The 20,274-nt window shown below is 43.3% G+C and carries 20 protein-coding genes; 2 read left to right on the top strand and 18 right to left on the bottom strand.

What is annotated here, in order from left to right; genetic code table 11:
• Positions 1 to 7: 7 nt before the first annotated feature.
• From AC3WU2_RS19365 to AC3WU2_RS19315, 11 genes are all read right to left on the bottom strand, one after another.
• Complete coding sequence (locus AC3WU2_RS19365; RefSeq protein ID WP_379347585.1) at positions 8 to 580, bottom strand: LbetaH domain-containing protein; 573 nt, start codon at positions 578 to 580, stop codon at positions 8 to 10.
• A gap of 4 nt (positions 581 to 584) precedes the next feature.
• Complete coding sequence (locus AC3WU2_RS19360; protein WP_492456710.1) at positions 585 to 1,706, bottom strand: glycosyltransferase; 1,122 nt, start codon at positions 1,704 to 1,706, stop codon at positions 585 to 587.
• Positions 1,699 to 2,874, bottom strand: coding sequence for a glycosyltransferase family 4 protein (locus AC3WU2_RS19355; protein WP_492456709.1), 1,176 nt, complete (start codon positions 2,872 to 2,874; stop codon positions 1,699 to 1,701). Before AC3WU2_RS19355 ends, AC3WU2_RS19360 begins: the two co-directional genes overlap by 8 nt.
• Positions 2,871 to 4,262 carry a hypothetical protein gene (locus AC3WU2_RS19350; RefSeq protein WP_492456708.1) on the bottom strand — a complete coding sequence of 464 codons (1,392 nt, stop codon included), beginning with the start codon at positions 4,260 to 4,262 and terminating at the stop codon, positions 2,871 to 2,873. The genes AC3WU2_RS19355 and AC3WU2_RS19350 overlap by 4 nt, the downstream gene beginning before the upstream one ends.
• A 19-nt stretch (positions 4,263 to 4,281) precedes the next feature.
• Positions 4,282 to 5,397, bottom strand: a complete 1,116-nt coding sequence (locus tag AC3WU2_RS19345; protein WP_492456707.1) for a glycosyltransferase — start codon at positions 5,395 to 5,397, stop codon at positions 4,282 to 4,284.
• A gap of 21 nt (positions 5,398 to 5,418) precedes the next feature.
• Positions 5,419 to 6,108 (bottom strand): sugar transferase, encoded by a 690-nt coding sequence (locus AC3WU2_RS19340; RefSeq protein ID WP_314591370.1) that lies wholly within the window; start codon positions 6,106 to 6,108, stop codon positions 5,419 to 5,421.
• Between the two features lie 2 nt (positions 6,109 to 6,110).
• Positions 6,111 to 7,013, bottom strand: coding sequence for a UTP--glucose-1-phosphate uridylyltransferase GalU (galU, locus tag AC3WU2_RS19335; RefSeq protein ID WP_018755687.1), 903 nt, complete (start codon positions 7,011 to 7,013; stop codon positions 6,111 to 6,113).
• A 288-nt stretch (positions 7,014 to 7,301) separates the two neighbouring features.
• Entirely contained in the window at positions 7,302 to 7,985 is a 684-nt protein-coding gene (locus tag AC3WU2_RS19330) for a CpsD/CapB family tyrosine-protein kinase (protein ID WP_492456706.1), read from the bottom strand.
• A complete protein-coding gene (locus AC3WU2_RS19325) occupies positions 7,966 to 8,718 on the bottom strand; it encodes a YveK family protein (RefSeq protein ID WP_492456705.1) in 753 nt (250 codons plus the stop codon). The genes AC3WU2_RS19330 and AC3WU2_RS19325 overlap by 20 nt, the downstream gene beginning before the upstream one ends.
• A gap of 238 nt (positions 8,719 to 8,956) precedes the next feature.
• Positions 8,957 to 9,259 carry a hypothetical protein gene (locus tag AC3WU2_RS19320; protein ID WP_018755684.1) on the bottom strand — a complete coding sequence of 101 codons (303 nt, stop codon included), beginning with the start codon at positions 9,257 to 9,259 and terminating at the stop codon, positions 8,957 to 8,959.
• 790 nt (positions 9,260 to 10,049) lie between these two features.
• Positions 10,050 to 10,829: a tyrosine-protein phosphatase gene (locus tag AC3WU2_RS19315; RefSeq protein WP_492456704.1), complete on the bottom strand. Its 780-nt coding sequence runs from the start codon at positions 10,827 to 10,829 to the stop codon at positions 10,050 to 10,052.
• Positions 10,830 to 11,051: 222 nt separating this feature from the next.
• On the opposite strand from AC3WU2_RS19315, the gene AC3WU2_RS19310 reads away from it, so the two are divergent.
• Positions 11,052 to 11,969 (top strand): alpha/beta fold hydrolase, encoded by a 918-nt coding sequence (locus AC3WU2_RS19310; RefSeq protein WP_492456703.1) that lies wholly within the window; start codon positions 11,052 to 11,054, stop codon positions 11,967 to 11,969.
• Between the two features lie 106 nt (positions 11,970 to 12,075).
• Here the strand turns inward: AC3WU2_RS19310 and AC3WU2_RS19305 are convergent, their stop codons facing one another.
• From AC3WU2_RS19305 to AC3WU2_RS19275, 7 genes are all read right to left on the bottom strand, one after another.
• The gene (locus AC3WU2_RS19305) at positions 12,076 to 12,462 is read right to left on the bottom strand and encodes a DUF1634 domain-containing protein (protein WP_492456702.1); all 387 of its coding nucleotides are present in this window, start codon (positions 12,460 to 12,462) and stop codon (positions 12,076 to 12,078) included.
• Positions 12,459 to 13,295: a sulfite exporter TauE/SafE family protein gene (locus AC3WU2_RS19300; RefSeq protein WP_492456779.1), complete on the bottom strand. Its 837-nt coding sequence runs from the start codon at positions 13,293 to 13,295 to the stop codon at positions 12,459 to 12,461. Before AC3WU2_RS19300 ends, AC3WU2_RS19305 begins: the two co-directional genes overlap by 4 nt.
• Before the next feature lie 238 nt (positions 13,296 to 13,533).
• Positions 13,534 to 15,813 (bottom strand): glycoside hydrolase family 3 C-terminal domain-containing protein, encoded by a 2,280-nt coding sequence (locus AC3WU2_RS19295; RefSeq protein WP_492456701.1) that lies wholly within the window; start codon positions 15,811 to 15,813, stop codon positions 13,534 to 13,536.
• A 180-nt stretch (positions 15,814 to 15,993) separates the two neighbouring features.
• Positions 15,994 to 16,476: a glutathione peroxidase gene (locus AC3WU2_RS19290; RefSeq protein WP_018755678.1), complete on the bottom strand. Its 483-nt coding sequence runs from the start codon at positions 16,474 to 16,476 to the stop codon at positions 15,994 to 15,996.
• Between the two features lie 215 nt (positions 16,477 to 16,691).
• Positions 16,692 to 17,309 (bottom strand): TetR/AcrR family transcriptional regulator, encoded by a 618-nt coding sequence (locus AC3WU2_RS19285; protein WP_492456700.1) that lies wholly within the window; start codon positions 17,307 to 17,309, stop codon positions 16,692 to 16,694.
• Between the two features lie 116 nt (positions 17,310 to 17,425).
• Positions 17,426 to 17,944 carry a hypothetical protein gene (locus AC3WU2_RS19280; protein WP_492456699.1) on the bottom strand — a complete coding sequence of 173 codons (519 nt, stop codon included), beginning with the start codon at positions 17,942 to 17,944 and terminating at the stop codon, positions 17,426 to 17,428.
• Between the two features lie 120 nt (positions 17,945 to 18,064).
• A complete protein-coding gene (locus AC3WU2_RS19275) occupies positions 18,065 to 18,988 on the bottom strand; it encodes a Gfo/Idh/MocA family protein (RefSeq protein WP_492456698.1) in 924 nt (307 codons plus the stop codon).
• Between the two features lie 158 nt (positions 18,989 to 19,146).
• Here AC3WU2_RS19275 and xerS point away from each other — a divergent pair, with 158 nt between their 5' ends.
• Positions 19,147 to 20,226 (top strand): tyrosine recombinase XerS, encoded by a 1,080-nt coding sequence (xerS, locus tag AC3WU2_RS19270; protein ID WP_492456697.1) that lies wholly within the window; start codon positions 19,147 to 19,149, stop codon positions 20,224 to 20,226.
• The last annotated feature ends 48 nt before the right edge of the window (positions 20,227 to 20,274 follow it).

The following is a 20,274-nucleotide window of genomic DNA, read 5'->3' as shown; positions in this document are numbered from 1 at the left end:
AATCGTTTTAGTTATATCTTCGAATCCACTCATTAGGAACATCAATCGCTCGAATGACCTTGGCAGGCGTACCACCAGCCATCACATTGGATGGAATATCACGTGTTACGACGCTTCCTGCAGCAATGACAGAATTACGTCCGATCGTTACCCCAGGCAATATAAGTACGCCTCGACCAATCCAGACATTTTCCGAAATAACGATATCTTTGCTCTCTGAACGATCATTCACATCCACCGGGTGAAAGTTGGTATCTATCATGTTCACCATGGGACCTATAATCGTATTACTGCCGATTCGAATCGATTTCGTGCATCCAATATCTAAACCGTAGTTAAAAAACACATTATCTCCCACCAACAATGTGGCTTGCTTACTCACGGTAATCGATGACTGAAACGGCTTCGAATGAAATGACACATTTTTTCCGACTACGAATTCACCTCTGTTCTTGATCGTCAAACGACCTGTTATTCTGCCCAATCGCCCCACGGCGTTGGTCTTGAATGGAAGGATCACAGCTCCCTTCAGCACGGCTAATAATTTCCCTAGACTGAATTGCTTGATTGTGATACTCATGCGCTCATCCCGCCGTTTCCGACTTCAAGCGATTAACCAATAACAAGTGGTAGGTGTTCTCTACCTTACGGGCAATCGTGTTCATGTTGAAATCATTCATGACACTGGTATGGCCTTGGATCGAAAGTTCCTGGTAGTTGACATGGTGATCGTAAACGCGCTGAATGGTCTGATACAACTCTTCAACATCCCCATCCTTGACGATAAACCCTCCCTTTGTCTGGTGAATAATCTCAGGGGCACCGCCGGAGTCGGATACGATAACAGGTGTCTGTACCAACATCGATTCAATAATGACTCTCCCAAATGGCTCATTTAACGAGAAGTTAATGGTCAGATCGCATTCCTTCATCAATTCAAGCGGCTTTTTGCTATATCCACAGAAAATAATCTTTTCTTCCAAGCCATATTCGATAACCTGCTGGATCATATCATTGAAATAGCCCTCCGAACCATCGACGGATGTATCTCCAACGATCAGCAGCTTCCAATTATTCTTCTGATTATCAGCCAACTTCTTGACGGCCTCAATCATCAGATGATATCTCTTCCACTCTACGATCCGCCCAAACGTTCCAATAACGAGCGTATCATCCTCCATAAACCGCCGAGTCTTCATGGTAAGAGCAAGCTCTGGATCGACTCCATTATAGATGATCGTCTTATTATCACCTTGAATCGAGTTGGCAACAAAGTGTGAAATACAGATCACCTGGTCGAAGAATCGCGGCAGGACACGATTGAACATTTTCAAATGCGTATAATCCCGGTGATGCCAGACTAATTTGCATTTCGTTAGGAATTTGAGCGGTGCTGTGTACCACGGTGCTCGCCAGCCATTGGCATGGATAATATCAATGTGATTTTTTCTCACAAACGACTTGATCCGAAACACGGTTTCCAAATACCCGAAGCCAAATTTCTTCTTAATGCTATTGAGGCGGAGCGGAAAGTGTTGGTACTCCGTTCGAATCTCGCCTAGATACTCCGCATTTCTAGGAGCTAATAGGAAGATCCGATATTTTGAAGTATCCAAATAATTGATCAAATGAATCAGACTTTGCTCGGCACCTCCCTTTTTATCTGCATGGGTTATAAACATGACATTTATTTTTCTTTTATCCATTCATAGCACCTGCTTCATGATAACGTGGCTGTAGCGAATTGATGTAGCGTTGCAATACCTCTTTATGATCATAATGCGTGCGAATATACCGCTGTGACGACGCTAGTAGTTTTCTCGCTCTTGGCGGATGGTCAAACAGCAGCTTTATTCTAAGATAGAATTCCTCCGGACTGTCAGCGACCATGATGTGCTCGTTATCCACGAGTCCAGTGCCCTCGCATCCGATAGAGGTCGAGACGACAGGCAATCCGTTCTGAATCGCTTCGATCGTCTTTAGCTTTACACCCGCTCCGTTCTGCATCGGATTCACGAACAGATATCCCTGTTTGTAAATGTCATCCAGATCTTCAGGCGTATCATGCACGATAACGTTCGTCATATCGTAACCTTCAAGCCAGCTCAAACCTTGTTTTCTACTATTTCCAGCTACAATAAACTTGTACTCGGGTTCCTTGAGCATTAAGGGATGAATATGTTCCAAATACCACTGAATCGCTTCACGATTATTCGGCATAAATAAGGACCCGATAAATACAACATGTTTGCTCTCAAATGAGCTCGTAAGAAAAGTCTCCTTCGTGACAGGAGGTGGTAGAAATAGGCTTTTTGTTGTAGGGTGAAGGGTTTGGAACGTTTCAAACTCCTTATTTGAGATAAATAGATACTTATCTACCTTCTTCAGCATTTTCTTCTGCAGTATCCTGAACTTGCTGCTCTCCATATGATAATAAAGTTTATGAATCCGATTGGTTGTGCTTCTAGCCAGTGCCTTGAAGTACACCGCTTCATCGTTATGAACTCTCAAAATGGCATTCGCATGTTTGATTAGTGGATTCTTTAGGATGGGATACACGTAGTCGCCTTCCAGCAACACATAATCATAATCCTCATCAATATTCACGTATCGCAGCTCATTTCGCGATTGCACTTGCATGGGAACCCGATATAGTAGATCCTTAAGCTTACTTCTTCGCTCACACAGCTTGATATCTTCCACGTAGCGATAGACCACATTCATATCCGATGGGGTAGGCATTTGTTTGCCGCATACGACAAGATGGATCGTCCATCCGAGCTCGGCAAGCACCTTAATTCGACCCCACGTATCGACTCTGCCGCCATGATCGGCGGGATAAGGAAAATCACTGCATACAACAAGTATTTTCATTTAGATACCCCCGACATATTGGAATGATTTATTTCCTTCTCTCCTAGAAAAGAACTGATAAATGCGAACAACATCCATATCTCATATTTAATCTCAAGTGTCACAACGAGTAATGAGAACAGCATGAAAATAAGTGCCAAGAACAGAATGATGCTTGATTTCACTTTGACAATCAAGTTTTTGGCTAACAGATAGAAAAATAATAGTGAGAAGATCCCCCCAAACATAAACCATTGGAAGAACCCTGATTTGACACCTAAATTCTTAGCCGTTCCCGTGTATTGGAGCAATTCTCCTGCATTGATCTGGCTTATTCCGAAGGTGTTGTAATAGAACCTACTCATGAAGTTAATCGAGTCATTTAAATAGTCATCGAAATACATTAAGTAAGCGCCTGTTCCTACCCCGAACGGGTGATGAAAAACAGTTATGATCGCGATAATAATCGTTCCCATCCTCGTATATGACGAGGTATAGTTCTCGATATCGTTACTGAATGAGCTGATCAACCCTGCTGAGAAATACGTAATAAACATATACATGGCTACCACCACGCCGATGAGCACAATAAAGTTTCTCTTCTTCCTGAAATCCATAAATTTCATCATCGTTACAATTAACGTCAATAAACATACGATTAGGAACCCTTTTGATCCCGTAACCGATAAATAGAATAGAAAAAAAATAGCGACATAGATGTTCGATAGAATCATGGCAACACGTTTTAAATATTGGCTCAAATAGACTAGAATCGCAGAATACGCCACAACAATGGTTCCCGTCGTACTACTTTCTGAAGTAAGCAGCCTCACCCTCCAGTAGGGCTGACTCCCTGAATGCAGGAAAGTGAACGCATTGGGCATCGTAACTAATTCAACAATCATAATCACAAGCAATAGACTCACCGCGGCAAAAAAACTTGCATACAGGAGCTTATAGCTTTTTATTTTGGAGAACACCAATTGCAAGTGCCTGATATACAGCAGAATTAATGCGAAATAAATTAAGACCTTAAACCCTTTACCGAGTAGGCCCTCAGACCAGAAGCTATAACTCCCCTGCATGAATTGAACAAGAATGTATCCTAAGGTGACAAAAGTTAAATAAACAATAAAAGCGAACAAGTATTTCTGCAGCTTAGGCGCATCCATAAATCGCTTATATTTAGCAAGCATCGCAATCTCACAAAAAACAAACAAAGGAAGCAGCAGGATAATAGGCGATCTGCCAATCTCTCCGATCTTGTTAACAAGAGGGAAGTCCTGGTAGGCAGTCAGCACCAGCAAGATACCAAGATAAAACGCCAAAAAGTACTGTCCCTTGCCTGACTGCTGCTCGGCTAGTTCTTCATTTATCGGAGGATTGCTGTGTAAGGCTACGTTCATCATCTCTTTCAACCCCGTAAATCTAGACGTATTTTTTGACAGTTACGGAATATCGATCACCTTGTTTCTTCAAGGCATCCTCGTATAGTCGCTCGATTTGCTTGTTCATTTGATCGGAATGGAATTTCTCATTAAATATTTCCTCACCGTTCTCGCCCATCCATTCGAGCTTATTCTTCGATAGCCCCTGAATGATGTTAACCAACTCTTCTTTCTTGTCGAAATCAAAGATATATCCATTGACTCCATCCTGTACAATCTCTGGCAGCGCGCCACGATTACTTGCAATGACAGGCTTCTTATTCCGTAACGCCTCGATCGCAACGATACCGAACCCTTCCCAACGGGATGGAACAATGACAGCGTCGCAGGCTTTCATATAACGATCGATTTCCGAATTGTCTACCCATCCGATTTTGACCGCATTACTTGGAAAATCGTATTCAAAATCTTTCAAGACCGTATCGCCTACTAAATAGAGATTAACATCTGTAAATGGATTCTCACGAAACACTTCAAGGAGCAAATCAAAGCCTTTTTGTCGATCGAAGCGACCTACATAGAGTAGATTAATCTTGTCTTTCTTCACATCGAAAGATAATGCATTCGAAGACGGCGCATTCGATACCCCGTTATACACAACGACCGATTTCTTGGCAGACAACCCATAGTTCAGCGACATCTGATATTCATGTTTTGAAATGTTAATAATGAAATCCGTCCGCAGCGACAATAATTTCTCTACACTCGCGAACACTCTTCTCTTCCACGACTGCGTGTCCATGAGAAACGCCCAACCATGCGAACAATAAATCACGACGGGACGTTTCTTCTTGAAAAAAAGTAACGTCCGCAGGAAGAAGCCTGCGAACGTTCCATGGACATGCACGATATCCGGATTTATTTCTTTGATCTTCCTATGAATCGATTGCATCGCTTTGAAGAAATATTGCGGGCTCCTCTTATAAGGATACAGTTCCAATCGATCTGAACTAATCTGTAACGTTTTGCTGTTAGAGTTTTGTTCCGATGCTAAGAGATAAATATCGTGTTTCTCCGATTGATACTTCAATACTTCATTAAGATGGGTTTCAATACCCCCCTTTGTAAATTCCGATACATGAAGGACTCTTACCATGATCTCCCCTCCATCTTTTCATTAAAACGCATCTTTAGAACCAAGCATCGTCTTCACGGTCTGCAACATAATGCGAATGTCGAACAGAATGCATTTTTTCTCAATATACGTTAGATCGAGTTCAACCATTTGTTTGAAGTTAAGATTACTTCTTCCACTAACCTGCCATAGCCCCGTGCATCCAGGCGTGACGGACAAACGCTGCTTATCATATCTCGTATATTCTGCAACTTCTCGTTTAAGAGGTGGTCTTGGTCCTACCAAGGACATTTCCCCCCGAAGAACATTAAATAATTGCGGAAGCTCATCAATGCTCGTTTTCCGTATGAATTTCCCAACCTTTGTCACGCGCGGGTCGTCTTTCATCTTGAACATCGCTCCACTGATCTCGTTCTTATCGAGTAGATCCTTCAACTTATCTTCCGCATCGGTATACATGGAACGGAGCTTGTACATCCGGAATAGTCTCTCATTCTTCCCTACTCTCGTCTGATAGAATAGGACTGACCCTGATGGATCCTCCAATTTGATAAGTAAAGCAACTAGCAGAAGCAGTGGGCTTAGTAGAATTAACCCCGCCAATGAACCGACGATATCAATGGTCCGCTTAAGAACCGAATATAAATTCATCCCCTCTTCTCTCGTTCTTGTATTTGAATAATAATCCACAATGCCTACAATCGCTTCTTCCCGATATTGTGAATACCTCATCCTTAAACTCTCCCTCCCGTCATTAATGCCTTACTAAGCTCCCTCTCCATGATCTCCTCGAGCCCCGCCATGAGTTGCGGTCTAAGCTCATTATTCCGAAGCGCGAAGTCGATCGACGTCATAATAAACCCGATTTTCTCTCCCACATCATAACGAATCCCTTGGAAATCATAAGCATATACCCCTTGATCCACGTTTAATCTCTGGATCGCATCCGTAAGTTGAATCTCACCGCCCGCACCAAGCTCGTGCCTGCCTAGATACTCAAATATGTCAGGTGTCAGAACATATCGTCCCATAATCGCTAGATTCGAAGGGGCTTGTCCTTGCGGCGGCTTCTCTACGAAACGATTAACCTGATAGAGGTTAGCCATTCTCTCACCTGGATCTACGATTCCATAACGATGCGTTTGATCTGCCCCTACCGTCTGAACACCAATGACTGAACGTCCCGTACGCTCATATTGTTCAATCAGCTGCCTCGTGCATGGGACATCTGCTTCGACGATATCATCTCCAAGCAGTACGGCGAACGGCTCGTTTCCGATAAAATTACGTGCACACCACACGGCGTGTCCAAGACCTTTAGGCTCTTTTTGCCGAATATAATGAAGATTTACATTGGACGACTTACGCACTTTCTCCAAAATGTCTAGTTTTCCTTTTTCCTCTAACGTGTGTTCTAACTCAAATGCGATATCAAAATGGTCTTCAATCGCCCGTTTACCTTTACCTGTTACAACGATGATATCTTCGACGCCAGATTCAATCGCTTCCTCCACGATATACTGGATGGTTGGCTTATCGACGATGGGAAGCATCTCTTTGGGCATCGCTTTCGTTGCTGGTAAAAAACGAGTACCTAGTCCTGCAGCGGGGATAATGGCTTTTTTTACTTTTTTCATTTGGAATCACCCTATCCTATTTTTTTTATTCGCATTGTAACGCGATGCTAAAAATGCGAGCTATGCCCTCCTTACGATGGAAAGCATAGCTCGGACTTTCAGATACCAAATCCGAGGTGTTACTAAAAACAAGGGCATTGAACCCTACCTCACATCACACCCTTGACGACGAGCGTCTAAGGTCAGTTGACCCACAGTGTGACCGAGTGCCTCCGGTGATAGAGGTGCAGGAGACATTACCTTCTTCATTCCTTGCTTTTTAGATAAAAAATCAGACGATTCGTCTTTTCATTCTCCGTAATAGTAGGAATAAGAGTAGGAATCTGATTGATTTCGATTAATGTTATTGAGGACAGCACCAATAATCTTGGCGTTCACGTGCTCTAGAGAAGCTTTTGCTTTCAAGGCGATATCTTTCTTCACCGTTCCCGAATCAACGACAAGCACGACTCCATCACTATAGGTAGCTACAATTTGAGCGTCTGTGACGGACAAAATCGGTGGCGTATCGATGATAATGACATCGTACAATCCTCTTGTCGTTGATAGCAGACCAGCCATTTGATTGGACGAGAGTAACTCTGATGGGTTAGGCGGTGTAGGCCCAGCATGAATAATCGATAGGTTCTTCGTATTCGTAGACTGAATCACTTCCTGTAGCAATTTCTGCTTAAACAAAGCCGACGTTAATCCGATCCGATTCGATGTACCGAAGATATGATGTTGTGATGGTTTTCTTAAATCTGCATCGATCAGGAGTACACGTTTGTTCGCTTGAGCAAAAGCAACCGCCATATTCGCGCAGGTCGTGCTCTTTCCTTCATTTGGCTTGGACGAGGTTACCATGATGACTTGTAGTTTCTGGTCGATCGTCGAGAATTCGATGTTTGTTCGCAGCATCCGATACCCTTCAGAGATCGGTGATTTCGGATTGCTTTCCGTAATGAGTTTTTTAGGCATCAAGCGAGACATTTACATCCCTCCCAACTGTTGGCGTTAGCGGTTCTTTATGAATTTGATCGATATCTCTTGCTGTAAACTTCGGTATGGAAGTCAATACCGGCATCCCTAACACATTCTCAATATCTTCTTCCGTCTTGATCGTGTCATCCAAGTAATCGAGCAGGAATGCAATACCTACGCCGAGCATCAAAGCCAGCATGAAGGCAACAGCAATATTCATCTTCGGATTTGGAGCAACCGGATTGTGCTTTTCTTGTGGGTCGGCTTTATCCAGAACAGAAACATTGTCCACCTTCATCAAACTAGGAATCGTCTTCTGGAAAACGACGGCTACCGCATTGGCAATATTGGCTGCCTTCGCATAGGAATCATCCCGGACGGATATGGACATGACTTGCGTTTCATTCACGGAGCTTACACTGACTTTTCCGATAAGCTCACCATAGGTCACATCTAAATCTGGATACTCTTTGACGACAATTTTCATCATTCGCGGTGTTTTAATGATTTCTTTATATGTTTTGATCAGTCCAATTGTTGAATTAATGGATCCAAGATCTATGCTCGGTAACAATGAACCGCTGTCCTTGTACTGATTGACAATTAACTTCGCAGAAGCTTCATATTGTGGCGTGATGAAATAATTGGAGTAGATCCCGATCGATAAGCAGCTTACTGCGATAATCAATGCGATCAATAACAGCCTTCTTTTGACAATTAACCAATATTGTTTCAGTTCCAAATGGTTCCCTCCGTTGCTAGTTAGGTGATGTCTCTTATAAGTTAGATAAGATAATAGTTCTTTTTGAATTACTATTTTTATATTATTATTCGAAACGCGACCTTTTAGGTGTGATTTATCCGTAAAAACGAACGACTTTATGATAATCATTCGTTTTGAATTGCAAACGCACAACTTTATTCATTTCGCGTACTTTCAGGCATAGTTACACCGGATGATTCAAATCTATTGGTACAAACTATCCCTGAAATCGTGACGATGTCTCATTATTCATGAAGTCTTCGACCTTTCCACCACGCATGATGTACTCCATCATATCTTCTGATCCAGATGCATGTCCTATCTTTCTTAGCAGCAAGGATAACAATTGAGCCATATCAATCGAATCATCGCATTGCCGATAACCTGAGACCATTAGAAGCTCTGATAACGGTCTCATATCTTTTTGTCCATTTTGATTTCGTAGAGAAGGATCTTCGGATAGTATCTTCAAAAATTGCTTCAGCCTTACTCGCTTCTGCTCCCGATCCGAACCATTCATCACTTTACTTCCTCCATTCATCCAGTTATACGTTCATTTACATTGAATAATGGAGATTCACTATTCAGTTCTACCACGCTAGATCGTAGCAAACCTTTAATTATTACAATTTTGTAAACAACTTTAGTTAGGATGATGCCAAGATTGAATATCCTTTGATTACTAGTATGCCACAAATGATAACTTTTCTTGAGGGGATAAAGACATGGTTAAGCGCTCCTAATTTATTTAAAAAACTAACAACTTTTTTAACAATTTAGTACAAAAACTTAGAATTTTGTCATAAAAATCCGGTTTTTAAGTTGAATGATTATTGCTGTTTTGGGATTTATTTGTGGGTAGCTAGTTACCACATCTTTCCCTTATGAGATAAGGGATTTCGTCTATGAATCAGATAGAATATTTTTGAATATGTACAGAAAATTCCTCTCATTTTGTTCGGAACTAGGGACTATTGGTCACCGTCCTATAAAAACAGGACAAAAAGTAAATTTCGACAAGTTTTGCAACAACATATTGATTAAAAAAACTTTATGAAAACGCTTAACTATTTCAGAAAAACAAAAAAACCAAGCTTTTCCATGAGATCATGGAGGTGCTTGGGTTACAAATATTCATTAAAATCCTGTAATTTCTGTTTTCTTAGTCACACTTCCTTACCAAGGAATCACGAATCAGGATAATTGCGCAAAAACCAGGATAAATTCGCAACTTCAGTAATATAAAACGGCTATCCTATCGTTACTCTATTCCCATTTTATCCATTTAAAGCAGTGCAGCCGTCCTATACCTATCGAAAATAGGAACGTATTCGTTGCATGATACCTTCCGAAAAAGGTTCTTCCTCTGGCTTGCTATCAAAAGGCAAGTCTTCAATAATACACTGCGCATTATTAAGGAAATACTTCTCCCATGGCTGCCCCATCCGCTCACGAATAACTTCGTAGGCTTCACGCAATCGAAATCCTCTACGTTCCACATGATGGGCATCCGAAGAAACGATATGAATAAGGCCTCTTCTGCAAAGTAGCCAAGCCGTTTTCTCAATTTGTCTTCCAAAGCCACCAAGTAATGAATGTGTTGTCACCTGTGCGTAAGCGCCTACTTCAATCAGCTGCGCCAGTCGATCTGGATACCTCACAATTTCCGCATTTCGTTCAGGATGAGCAATAATGGGTTTTAGCTGCATGATGTTTAGCTCATGAATCAACTCAACCATCTCCTTCGGAATACTTGAGGAAGGCAACTCAATCAGCACATAACGTGATTCGGCCAGTGGAAGTAATTCCTTTCTAAACCAAGCATCTAATAGATCCCTATGTAACCGAATTTCTTGTCCTGAGCGAATCGTTAGAGGAACACCCATCTCTTTGAAATGCTCGTTCATATGAAGTACGTGCTCTAAGACTTCCGATGCGGTATTCGTGTATCTTCCATTTGCATGATGTGGCGTTGCAATGATCGTCGTTATGCCTTCTGCTACAGCCGCTCTAGCCATATTCATCGCATCGTTCCAATTCGCTGCCCCATCATCTACTCCAGGGAGTATGTGCGTATGTATATCAATCATCTTGGTATCACTTCCTAGAACGATAGTTTTCAACTTACCCGAGGGCAAGCTAGTGAATATTCTATCACACGATTGTTAGATCGTCAGCTTGCGATAATAATGTACCCCTTTGATGCTCATACGGTCTGTAGAATTCCCTTCTTTATGTACACATATAAGGAAATTTTTGTATAATTAAAAATAGCTAGAAATTATACAAATAAAAAAAGGGGACTACAACGAATGAATGGAAAATTACCCGAGATAAATGGAGAATTAATAGAAATCAGAGGTAAAAAACTTTACGTAGAATGTTATGGATCGAAAGATAAACCACCTGTTCTTTATCTTCACGGCGGTCCTGGAGAAAGTTGTCACGATTTTTCATATCATCAATCCATAAGATTAGGTGAGCACTTTAGGTTGATTGCAATTGATCAAAGAGGCGTTTGTCGCTCCGATGTTATTCACGTAAACGAAGAGTTTGGATTAGAAGATCTAATAGAAGATTGTGAAGCATTAAGAATGCATTTTAATATTGAAAAATGGTCTGTTATTGGACATTCTTTTGGTGGATTTCTTTCACTATTATATGTTTCACAATATCCTAACTCCATTGACAAAGTTATTTTTGAAGGTCCCACCTTTGATTTCGAACTAACTTCGAGAAGTCTAATTAGAAAAACAGCAAAGTTACTAAAGAACCACGGTAAACCTGAATTACACGATAAAGGTTTACTTCTAGCAGAAAGTAATATACCTATCCGTGAACTGACAGAGAAATATATGGATCTGAGTGACGAGCTAGGAGAAAATAGAATGGAAACTTATAGACATAACCATAATAATCCAACAGATTATTATTCATATTATTCAGCTGAAGAATGGGATGATTTTTATGAAAGATCAGACCTCCACTATAACCTTTTGAGAGAAGAAGGAAAGATTTTTGAATCATTACTTCCAAAAATCAAAAATGTTGCTAACCCTATGTTGTTAGCTATCGGAAAATATGACGCTGTAACGTGTGATAACCACATTGAAGTCTTTAAAAATGACGCTCTCAATGGAGAAATTCATGTTTTTGAACATAGTGGACATACTCCACATTATGAAGAACCAGACAAATTCAAAAAAGTAGTAGTAGAATTCTTAAGTTAGATAGGACAGCTTTACAACAAATAATAAGCATAAAAAGACCACATTTTGCGGTCTTTTTCTATACCTAAACGAATTAGTATTATTTTTTTGCCATTTAAGCTGGCCATTAACCAACTTTGCCGAGGAGCAGACTGATAATCAGAATAATAAAGACAAGACTTGTAATGCCGACATACAGATAATCCTTCGCCTTTACAAATACAAGAATCGTAATGCCTACGCGAAGCACAGGAGTCAAAATAAGAAGGAACAACCCGAATAGGATCACAGCGGCAGGTTTCAAGCTTCCTGTCCCCTGCAAGATTCCAATTAGCGTCGTTGGATACGTATCTGCAGGATAGCCGCTATCTCCAGCAGCAAGATATAAGATGAGTCCCAGCAGGATGACGAAGCCGCTTACGAGTACACCAATACGCAGCACTTTGCTAACGACAATTTCGGCTGAGATGATTTTCTCTTCACTTCCTTGATTTTTCATTCGTTCTTCACTCATAATAATTTGATCCCCAATCCTTGCAGTATCATTTGAATCGCAACATAGGCCATCACCGGGATGAAGATTTTGCGAATCGTACGACTTTTCATTCGCTGCATAATTCTCGCACCGACCGTTGCCCCAATTAATACACCGAGCGCTACCGGTGCGGCGTAGAATGGATTGATTTCGCCTCGGAACAGATACACTCCCGCACTAGCCGCTCCGGTTACGCCCATCATGAAGTTGCTCGTTGCACTGGATACTTTGAGCGGCAGCTTCATAAACACATCCATCGCCATCACCTTGAAGCTGCCGCTTCCAATGCCGAGTAGTCCAGAAATAACGCCAGCTCCATACATGACACCAAATCCACTGTATACGCGATCCACATTATACGAAACGGACTTTTGAAGCGCCTTATCATAATACTCCCCTTGTAAATTTAAGCGGGCAGCTGCCGGATGAAGCGGTACCTCCTGGGGCAGCTCCTGCTTCGTCTTCTTCACCATCGCGTACGCAGAATACATCAGTAATACACCGAAAATAATATAAAGAACACTCGGAGCCAACAATCCTCCGATAAATGCACCTGTAATCGCCCCGACCGTCGTTGCAACCTCCAGGAACATCCCAACGCGTAAATTTGTAATCCGATCTCTTATGTACGCAATCGCTGAACCGCTTGAAGTCGCAATGACAGATATAATGCTCGCGCCAATAGCATGCTTAATATCGACCCCGAATAGCATCGTCAGTGCTGGTGTTACGACGATCCCGCCTCCAAGCCCAAGGACGGATCCGACAATACCTGCTAATATGGCAATACCGAAAATTTCGATCACCATCATGGACAATTTTTTCGCCTCCGTTTGCTAATTATTATGCATGCTCCATTGTAGCCCGAACCGCCTTAATGAACAACCACATTCCACATTTAATTTAGCACAGCCGTAGCAAGATCCCCTCCCCAGTATTACCATCTACCCATCACCCTATCAGCGATCATATAGACTGTACATGCGAAAAAAACCGGGGTACCTGCCATTTAGGCAAGACCCCAGTTCTGCTCATCGAGTAATCTGTTATTTAAGCATTTGCTCCATTTAGCTGCATAAGCAGACCATCGAGCATTTCATCTGTAAACGCCCCTTGTGCAAAAGCGAGCAATGCACGAATTGGCATATCATTCATCATCGCCAGCATCATTTCTGGCGCCTCATTTTCTAGACCCTCACCAAGCCCTGATTGCTCTCGGAACTTCCGAAGCAATGGTTCTGCAATCTGCGCTCCAAATGGATCTCTCATAATATCACCGAACGTCGAGTTCCGGGTGAAGCTGCGCTTCAGTTCTACAGTAGATTCCACATGAACCCGCTGCTGAAGCTCGATTTGCTGCGACGACTTGCCAATCAAGATATCGAATTCACCGGTCTCAACATGCCAATCTTTTAGCTCAACGTTATAATATGCAAAGGCTCTGCGGTCGAGTGAGAAGCTTACGACTTTCTCTTCCCCAGGCCCGAGATCAACCTTAACAAATCCTTTCAGTTCTTTCTGCGGACGAATCACCTTCGATTCGACATCGTGAACATAGAGCTGAACGATTTCCTTCCCTGCGATACTGCCCGTATTCTTCACATTCACTTGAACCGTAACCGTATCTTGATCCGTCATCGACGCACGATCCACAACCATGTTCGAATATTCGAAGGTCGTATAGCTAAGACCATATCCGAACGGGAACAACGGCTCAATATGCTTCGCATCGTAATAGCGATAACCGACGAATAGCCCTTCTTTATATTCTACGATATCGCCAACCCCTGGGAAGTTCAAATAGGAAGGGTTATGCTCCAACTGCATCGGGAAAGTCTCCGCGAGTTTACCGGATGGATTCACAAGTCCAAAGAGCAGGTTCGCGATGGCACCACCTAACGCTTGCCCGCCCAAATGCCCTTCAAGCACAGCTTTCACGGATTGGATCCATGGCATCTCAATCGCTGATCCGTTCATGAGCACCACAACGATATTCGGCTGCACCTCAGCAATCGCTTCGATGAGCTGCCGCTGGTTGGCCGGGATCTTAAGATGTTTGCGATCATAGCCTTCCGACTCATAACGATCAGGCAATCCTGCGAATACCACAGCAACATCGGCCCCCATGGCTGCTACTTTCGCTTCTTGCACGGCCGCAGCATCGATATCATCGTTGTCTAAGTTATAGCCTGGAGCATAGGTGATCTGCGCACTTGCGCCAGCAAGTTTGCAAATCTCATCGTAGACGTTATCGAGTTTCGTCGGATTGATATGCGAGCTGCCTCCACCTTGATAACGTGGATTTTGTGCGAAGGCCCCAATAATTGCAAATTTTCCCTCTGCATGAAGCGGTAGAATCGCATCCTCATTCTTCAGCAGCACCATACTTTCTTGCGCCACCTCCATCGCAAGTCGATGGTGGGCTTCCAGATCCACTTTCGCATCTGGGTTCGCGTTGTCTGCTGCTTTGAATATAATTTCTAACAATCTTGCTACCGCATCATTCAAGACCTCTTCAGCAAGTTCTCCATTTTGAACGGCGTGCACGATCTTGCGGTCTGAATATCCGTTCGTCGACGGCATTTCAAGCTCAAGACCTGCTGCTAACCCTTTCACACGATCCACTACCGCCCCCCAGTCTGAGACAACGAAACCATCATGACCCCATTCTTTCTTCAGAATTTCTGTAAGCAAGTATTCATTCTGTGATGCAAACTCACCGTTCACTTGGTTGTAAGAACACATGACGGTCCACGGCTTGCCTTTCTTCACAGGGGTCTCGAAACAAGTCAGATACAATTCACGCATCGTGCGCTCATCGACGACGGCATTGACCGACATGCGGCGATGCTCTTGATTATTCACAGCAAAATGTTTCAACGACGTACCCACGCCTTGGCTCTGTACCCCTAGAATGTGTTCCGTTGCCATTTCTGAAGTGAGGTATGGATCTTCCGAAAAATATTCGAAATTCCGTCCACAGAGTGGTGAGCGCTTCAAGTTCACACCCGGGCCGAGCAGTACCCCAACGTTCTCAGCCTGACACTCCTCACCGAGCGCAACACCGACTTGATACATCAAATCGCGGTCCCAAGAACAGGCCATACCTGCTGCTGAAGGGAAGCATGTTGCAGGAACGCTATTCAGCAGCCCCAAATGATCGCTATTCCCATCCTGTTTGCGTAGGCCATGCGGCCCGTCCGTTACCATAATGGATGGAATGCCAAGACGTTCAACAGGTTTTGTATGCCAGAAATTAAGTCCCGAGCATAACCCCGCTTTTTCTTCCAATGTCATTTGTTCGATTAGTGCAGTGATCTCTCTACGCATCACAATCACCCTTTCATTGTTTTAATTCCTATCGATAGAGCGCTTACAATAATGTTATAGCTCTCATCTTATTCGATTCTCAATTATTTATATGGTATTTTTTCAATGTATTTAGGATTTTTAGACAACAAAAAAAGCGGATTACTCATGGTTCATGAATAACCCACTTCCGATAGCATTCTATTGTGCTAATAATGCCCGAATATCATCCTCGATATTTTTCGGCTCAACTGTTGGAGCATATCGACGAACAACCTGCCCACTCCGATCAACAAGGAATTTCGTAAAATTCCATTTGATATCGTTAATGAGCACACCCTTCGCTTCCTTCTTCAAGAACTTGTACAGCGGATGTGCCGAGCTCCCATTAACATGAATCTTGGCGAACATGGGAAATGTAACACCATAATTCAATTGACAGAACGATTCGATTTCCTCATTTGTACCTGGCTCTTGCGACATGAATTGGTTCGTTGGAAAGCCTAACACTTCAAATCCTTGATCCCGGTAGGTACGATACAATGACTCAAGCCCTTCATATTGCGGCGTGAACCCACATTTGCTCGCTGTATTCACAATGAGCAGTACCTTCCCGGTATAATCGACAAGCGCTTTCTCTTCGCCCGTAATACGTGCTGCAGAATAATCATAGATCGAAGTCACCTTGATTCCTCCTTTTCCTGAACTAATCGTTCCTTCACTATAGCGAAGCCACCTGTTTGATGTCAACACAATGAAACGACTCTCCATCTCGACCGTATGTATTACAATCTCAATTAGCAAAGGAGCTTTTAATGGACGTCGAGAAGGAAGAACACGAAGAACAGGATGATCAAGGTGATGATAAAGATAAAAACACACGTCATTCTTGATAAGACCTATGCCCCATCAACCTTCCGGTTATATCCGTGCATGATCTGTAAAAAAGCGCTTTTCACTTCCAGCAGCACCGCAGCATTTTGATGGACTTCTGCAAGGACGAGCGCTCCTTCAAGGGATGAGACCAGCAGCACCGTCGTCGATTCAATCGGAAGATGGGCCGACCATGTCCCTTCTTCCGTCCCTTGCATGATCAAGGATCGAAATACCAGTGATTTGCGTTCAAAAAAATCATGAATTTGTGTTCGAATTAATCGTGCATCTATCGATACTTGATTCCATAGCGAAATGAACGGGTTCCCCCCAACACAATTCCGTTCGTTGATTTCGCGATATAACATCTCGAATAAGATATAGATCTTATTCGCAACCCCTAGCTGCAGCCTATTTAATTCATCGATCAGCAGTTCATATCTTGCAATGCGCCACGCAATAACCTCTAACGTCAATTCCTCCTTGCTCTTGAAGTGATAGTAGATATTAGACTTGGACACGCCGCTTATCCCCACGACCTCATCCATACTCGAATCATGATACCCTTTGTGCAAGAACAATTCGGCTGCAGCTTCCACTGCTTTCTGACGGTTGGACTTTTTGGAAATATTTGTCGTCATCATAACTAGTACTATAGATAGCTAATCTAGGAATGTCAACGGATAAAATCGCATCACAAATGGGTAAAATTGTATAATTAAAAAGCCGCCTTCTGCTTGAGGGCGGCTCATTGTCTAGGTTATGGGTTGCTTTTCAATACGTAAGTGATGATGAGATCCACTGTTCCCGTGCTCTCATCTCTTGCGATAATGGCTGAGAAATCCGTTCCGTCTTTCTTACCACCAAGCGTTGCTGATGCATCCACAGCAAAGCTGCTAATGTCTTTAAATCCACCAGCGTTCAAATAATCTGTAATCTGCTGAACCACCGCATCGACCTTCGCTTCGCCGCTGCAGGTGACCATCACAGAGATATCGCCGTTTTGTTCCGACCTGGCTGAGCCCTTCAATTGAAACCCTTCCGGAATCGGAGCGTCTTGTGGGAAATCCTTGGGCATTTCAGTTGTAGAGTATTCAGACTTGATTTCTTCCCCATCACTAGTCTTGCCGGTAATGGACACGCTATCCCCGTTCTGATCGCCTGTGACTGTCATCGTGCCCTGATCCGTCTTGATTGTCGTTGACTCTGAACGTCCGCATGCGGAGAGGACCATCATGCTGCTGAGCACGATCACTCCCCACATCCTTTCTTTCTTCATGGAACTACTCACCCTTTCATGATGTCAATAGAACATCATATGTGGAGAGCTCTTCCAACATACTAAGATTCTGCTGTCAATCATCTGCCCAGCGCATTAGAATGAATTATTGATACATGTTCAAATGATGCTTATCTGTTCGGCTAATTGATGACTTTCCAAGACCTGATCTGCGCGAATGCTGCATTGTTCCGGTGTTTTCAATGTCGATAGGAAATGATGCACAGCGCCTTCGAAACCTCGACGTCGTAGTACCGTATCCCAACTACCGAAGGTGTGGTGGGTTGGCGCGTTGCCTTTCTCAGCCATAATAGCTTGTTCCATATTTGTCACTTCCGCGGAACGTCCATGCCCGTGCAGCTCCAGCTTCTCCAGATCAGCCCCTGCAAGCCGCACCATGCTGTAGGAAGCATCCGAATGATCAAAATGAAGCATGCCCGATGCGCTCAGCATCTTTCCTTCTTCATTGATACGAAGTGATTTGGTACTCACCTCATAGTTCGCTCCGCCAAGCCAGATCATCATATCTAACATATGAATGAGATCATCGTATATCGTCATTTTAGCATTGTGAGACTGTAATCGTGTCCGATGCTTCTGTACTGCGAGGTACTCGATGCCGCCTTGTTCTTCAAGCCACTGCTTGGCCTGTACATACTGCGGCGCGAATCTTCGATTAAAGCCCACAGCGAGTAATACTCCCTTCTCCTCGGCTCGTGAAGCCATCGCAACGGATTCTGCTAGATGGTACGACAGCGGCTTATCGACATATACGGGAATCCCTCGATTCAAGCACGCTGTAACAAGTTCATAGTGCGATTCCGTTGGACTATGGATGAATACAGCGTCCAAACCGCGATCTATTAATTCCTCAAAGCGTGTTGTGCCGAAGGGCAGCCGGTACTGGCGCATCATCCGATCCACTGTCGCTTGCGTCGTGCTCATCACACCTGCAATCTCAACATCTTTATTTACAGACAGAAGCGGCAAATATACCTTCTGTGCAATGTCTCCTAGACCGATCATTCCAATTCGTAGTGTCATTCCATTCCCATTCCTTCCTCTACATTCAGCACATCTCTCTTATCTAGAGTACAGGAACCTTCCCGATCGAACAAGCCATCTTGGTTCCCGCCCTAGGATAAACCTTCGAAATCCACTATAATCATCATAAGAAGACCATAGCGAAAGAAGTGAATCCGTTGAACATCCAGAAAATAAAAGACCGACAAGAGCTGGAACAGAAGGTGCCACGATTCCCTTGGTACGTTCAGCAGTTTATCGATTATAAGCTGCCGGACCTGTCGCCATCCACCCTCTTAGAATATACGCGTGACTATGAGATCTTCTTCTCCTGGCTTATGGCCGAAGGACTCACAACAGCTCAACTAATGAAGGACATTACTTTACAAGACCTTGAAGTATTACATATGGAATCGATCGTGAACTATCGAATTTTCCTGTCCACATTTAAGGAGAATAGGAACGCAAAAATCACCATTTCGAGGAAACTCTCCTCCCTTCGTTCGATATTTCATTATCTAAGCCAAATTGCCGAGGACGAGCAATTCTATCCCTTGTTAAAGCGCAATATTATGGCCAAAGTTGAGATCAAGCGCATACATAAACCAAAAGATACCGCATCCAAGCTCAAAGGAAAACTGCTCGAAGAACATGAACTCGCCGCATTCATTCAATACATACAAGAAGGTTATGGGCAAGATGTTGCGAACAACAAACAAGCACTCTATGCCTATGAACTGAACAAGCAGCGCGATGCATGTATCACCAGCTTGATTCTAAACTCTGGCTTGCGGGTATCCGAAGTCGTGAATTTGAACATGGAAGATGTCGACCTCAATAACAAACTTGTCTATGTCTATCGCAAAGGGAATCACGATGAGACCTTTAAAGCCCCCGTATACTTTCGCGAGGAGGCGAAGCCTGACCTAATCACCTACATGGAGATGCGGCCTGTACGCTATAGTGCACCACGTAAAGAGAAGGCTCTATTTCTCGCAATCCCAAATGGGCAGCAGGAAGGGAAACGTATGACGAAGCGGGCCATGCAGGAGATGATCATCAAATATGCCAAACGGTTCGGGAAGCCCTACTTGACGATCCATAAGCTCCGCCACTCCTTTGCAACCGATTATTACTTACAAAATGATATTTATAAGACCAAGGAGCAGCTTGGGCACGCCTCGACAGAGACCACCGAGGTCTACGCGCATCTCACCGATAAGACGATGTCCGATGCGATTGAGCGCCGGATTACATAAGCATAAACGCCTTCGGCGTCCCCGAATACTTACCAAAAAAACCTTTGC

The organism is Paenibacillus sp. EB106-05-06-XG162 (genome assembly GCF_058791655.1).
Note: the sequence above shows the minus strand (reverse complement) of the source record. Positions and strands in the feature narration are given on the sequence as shown.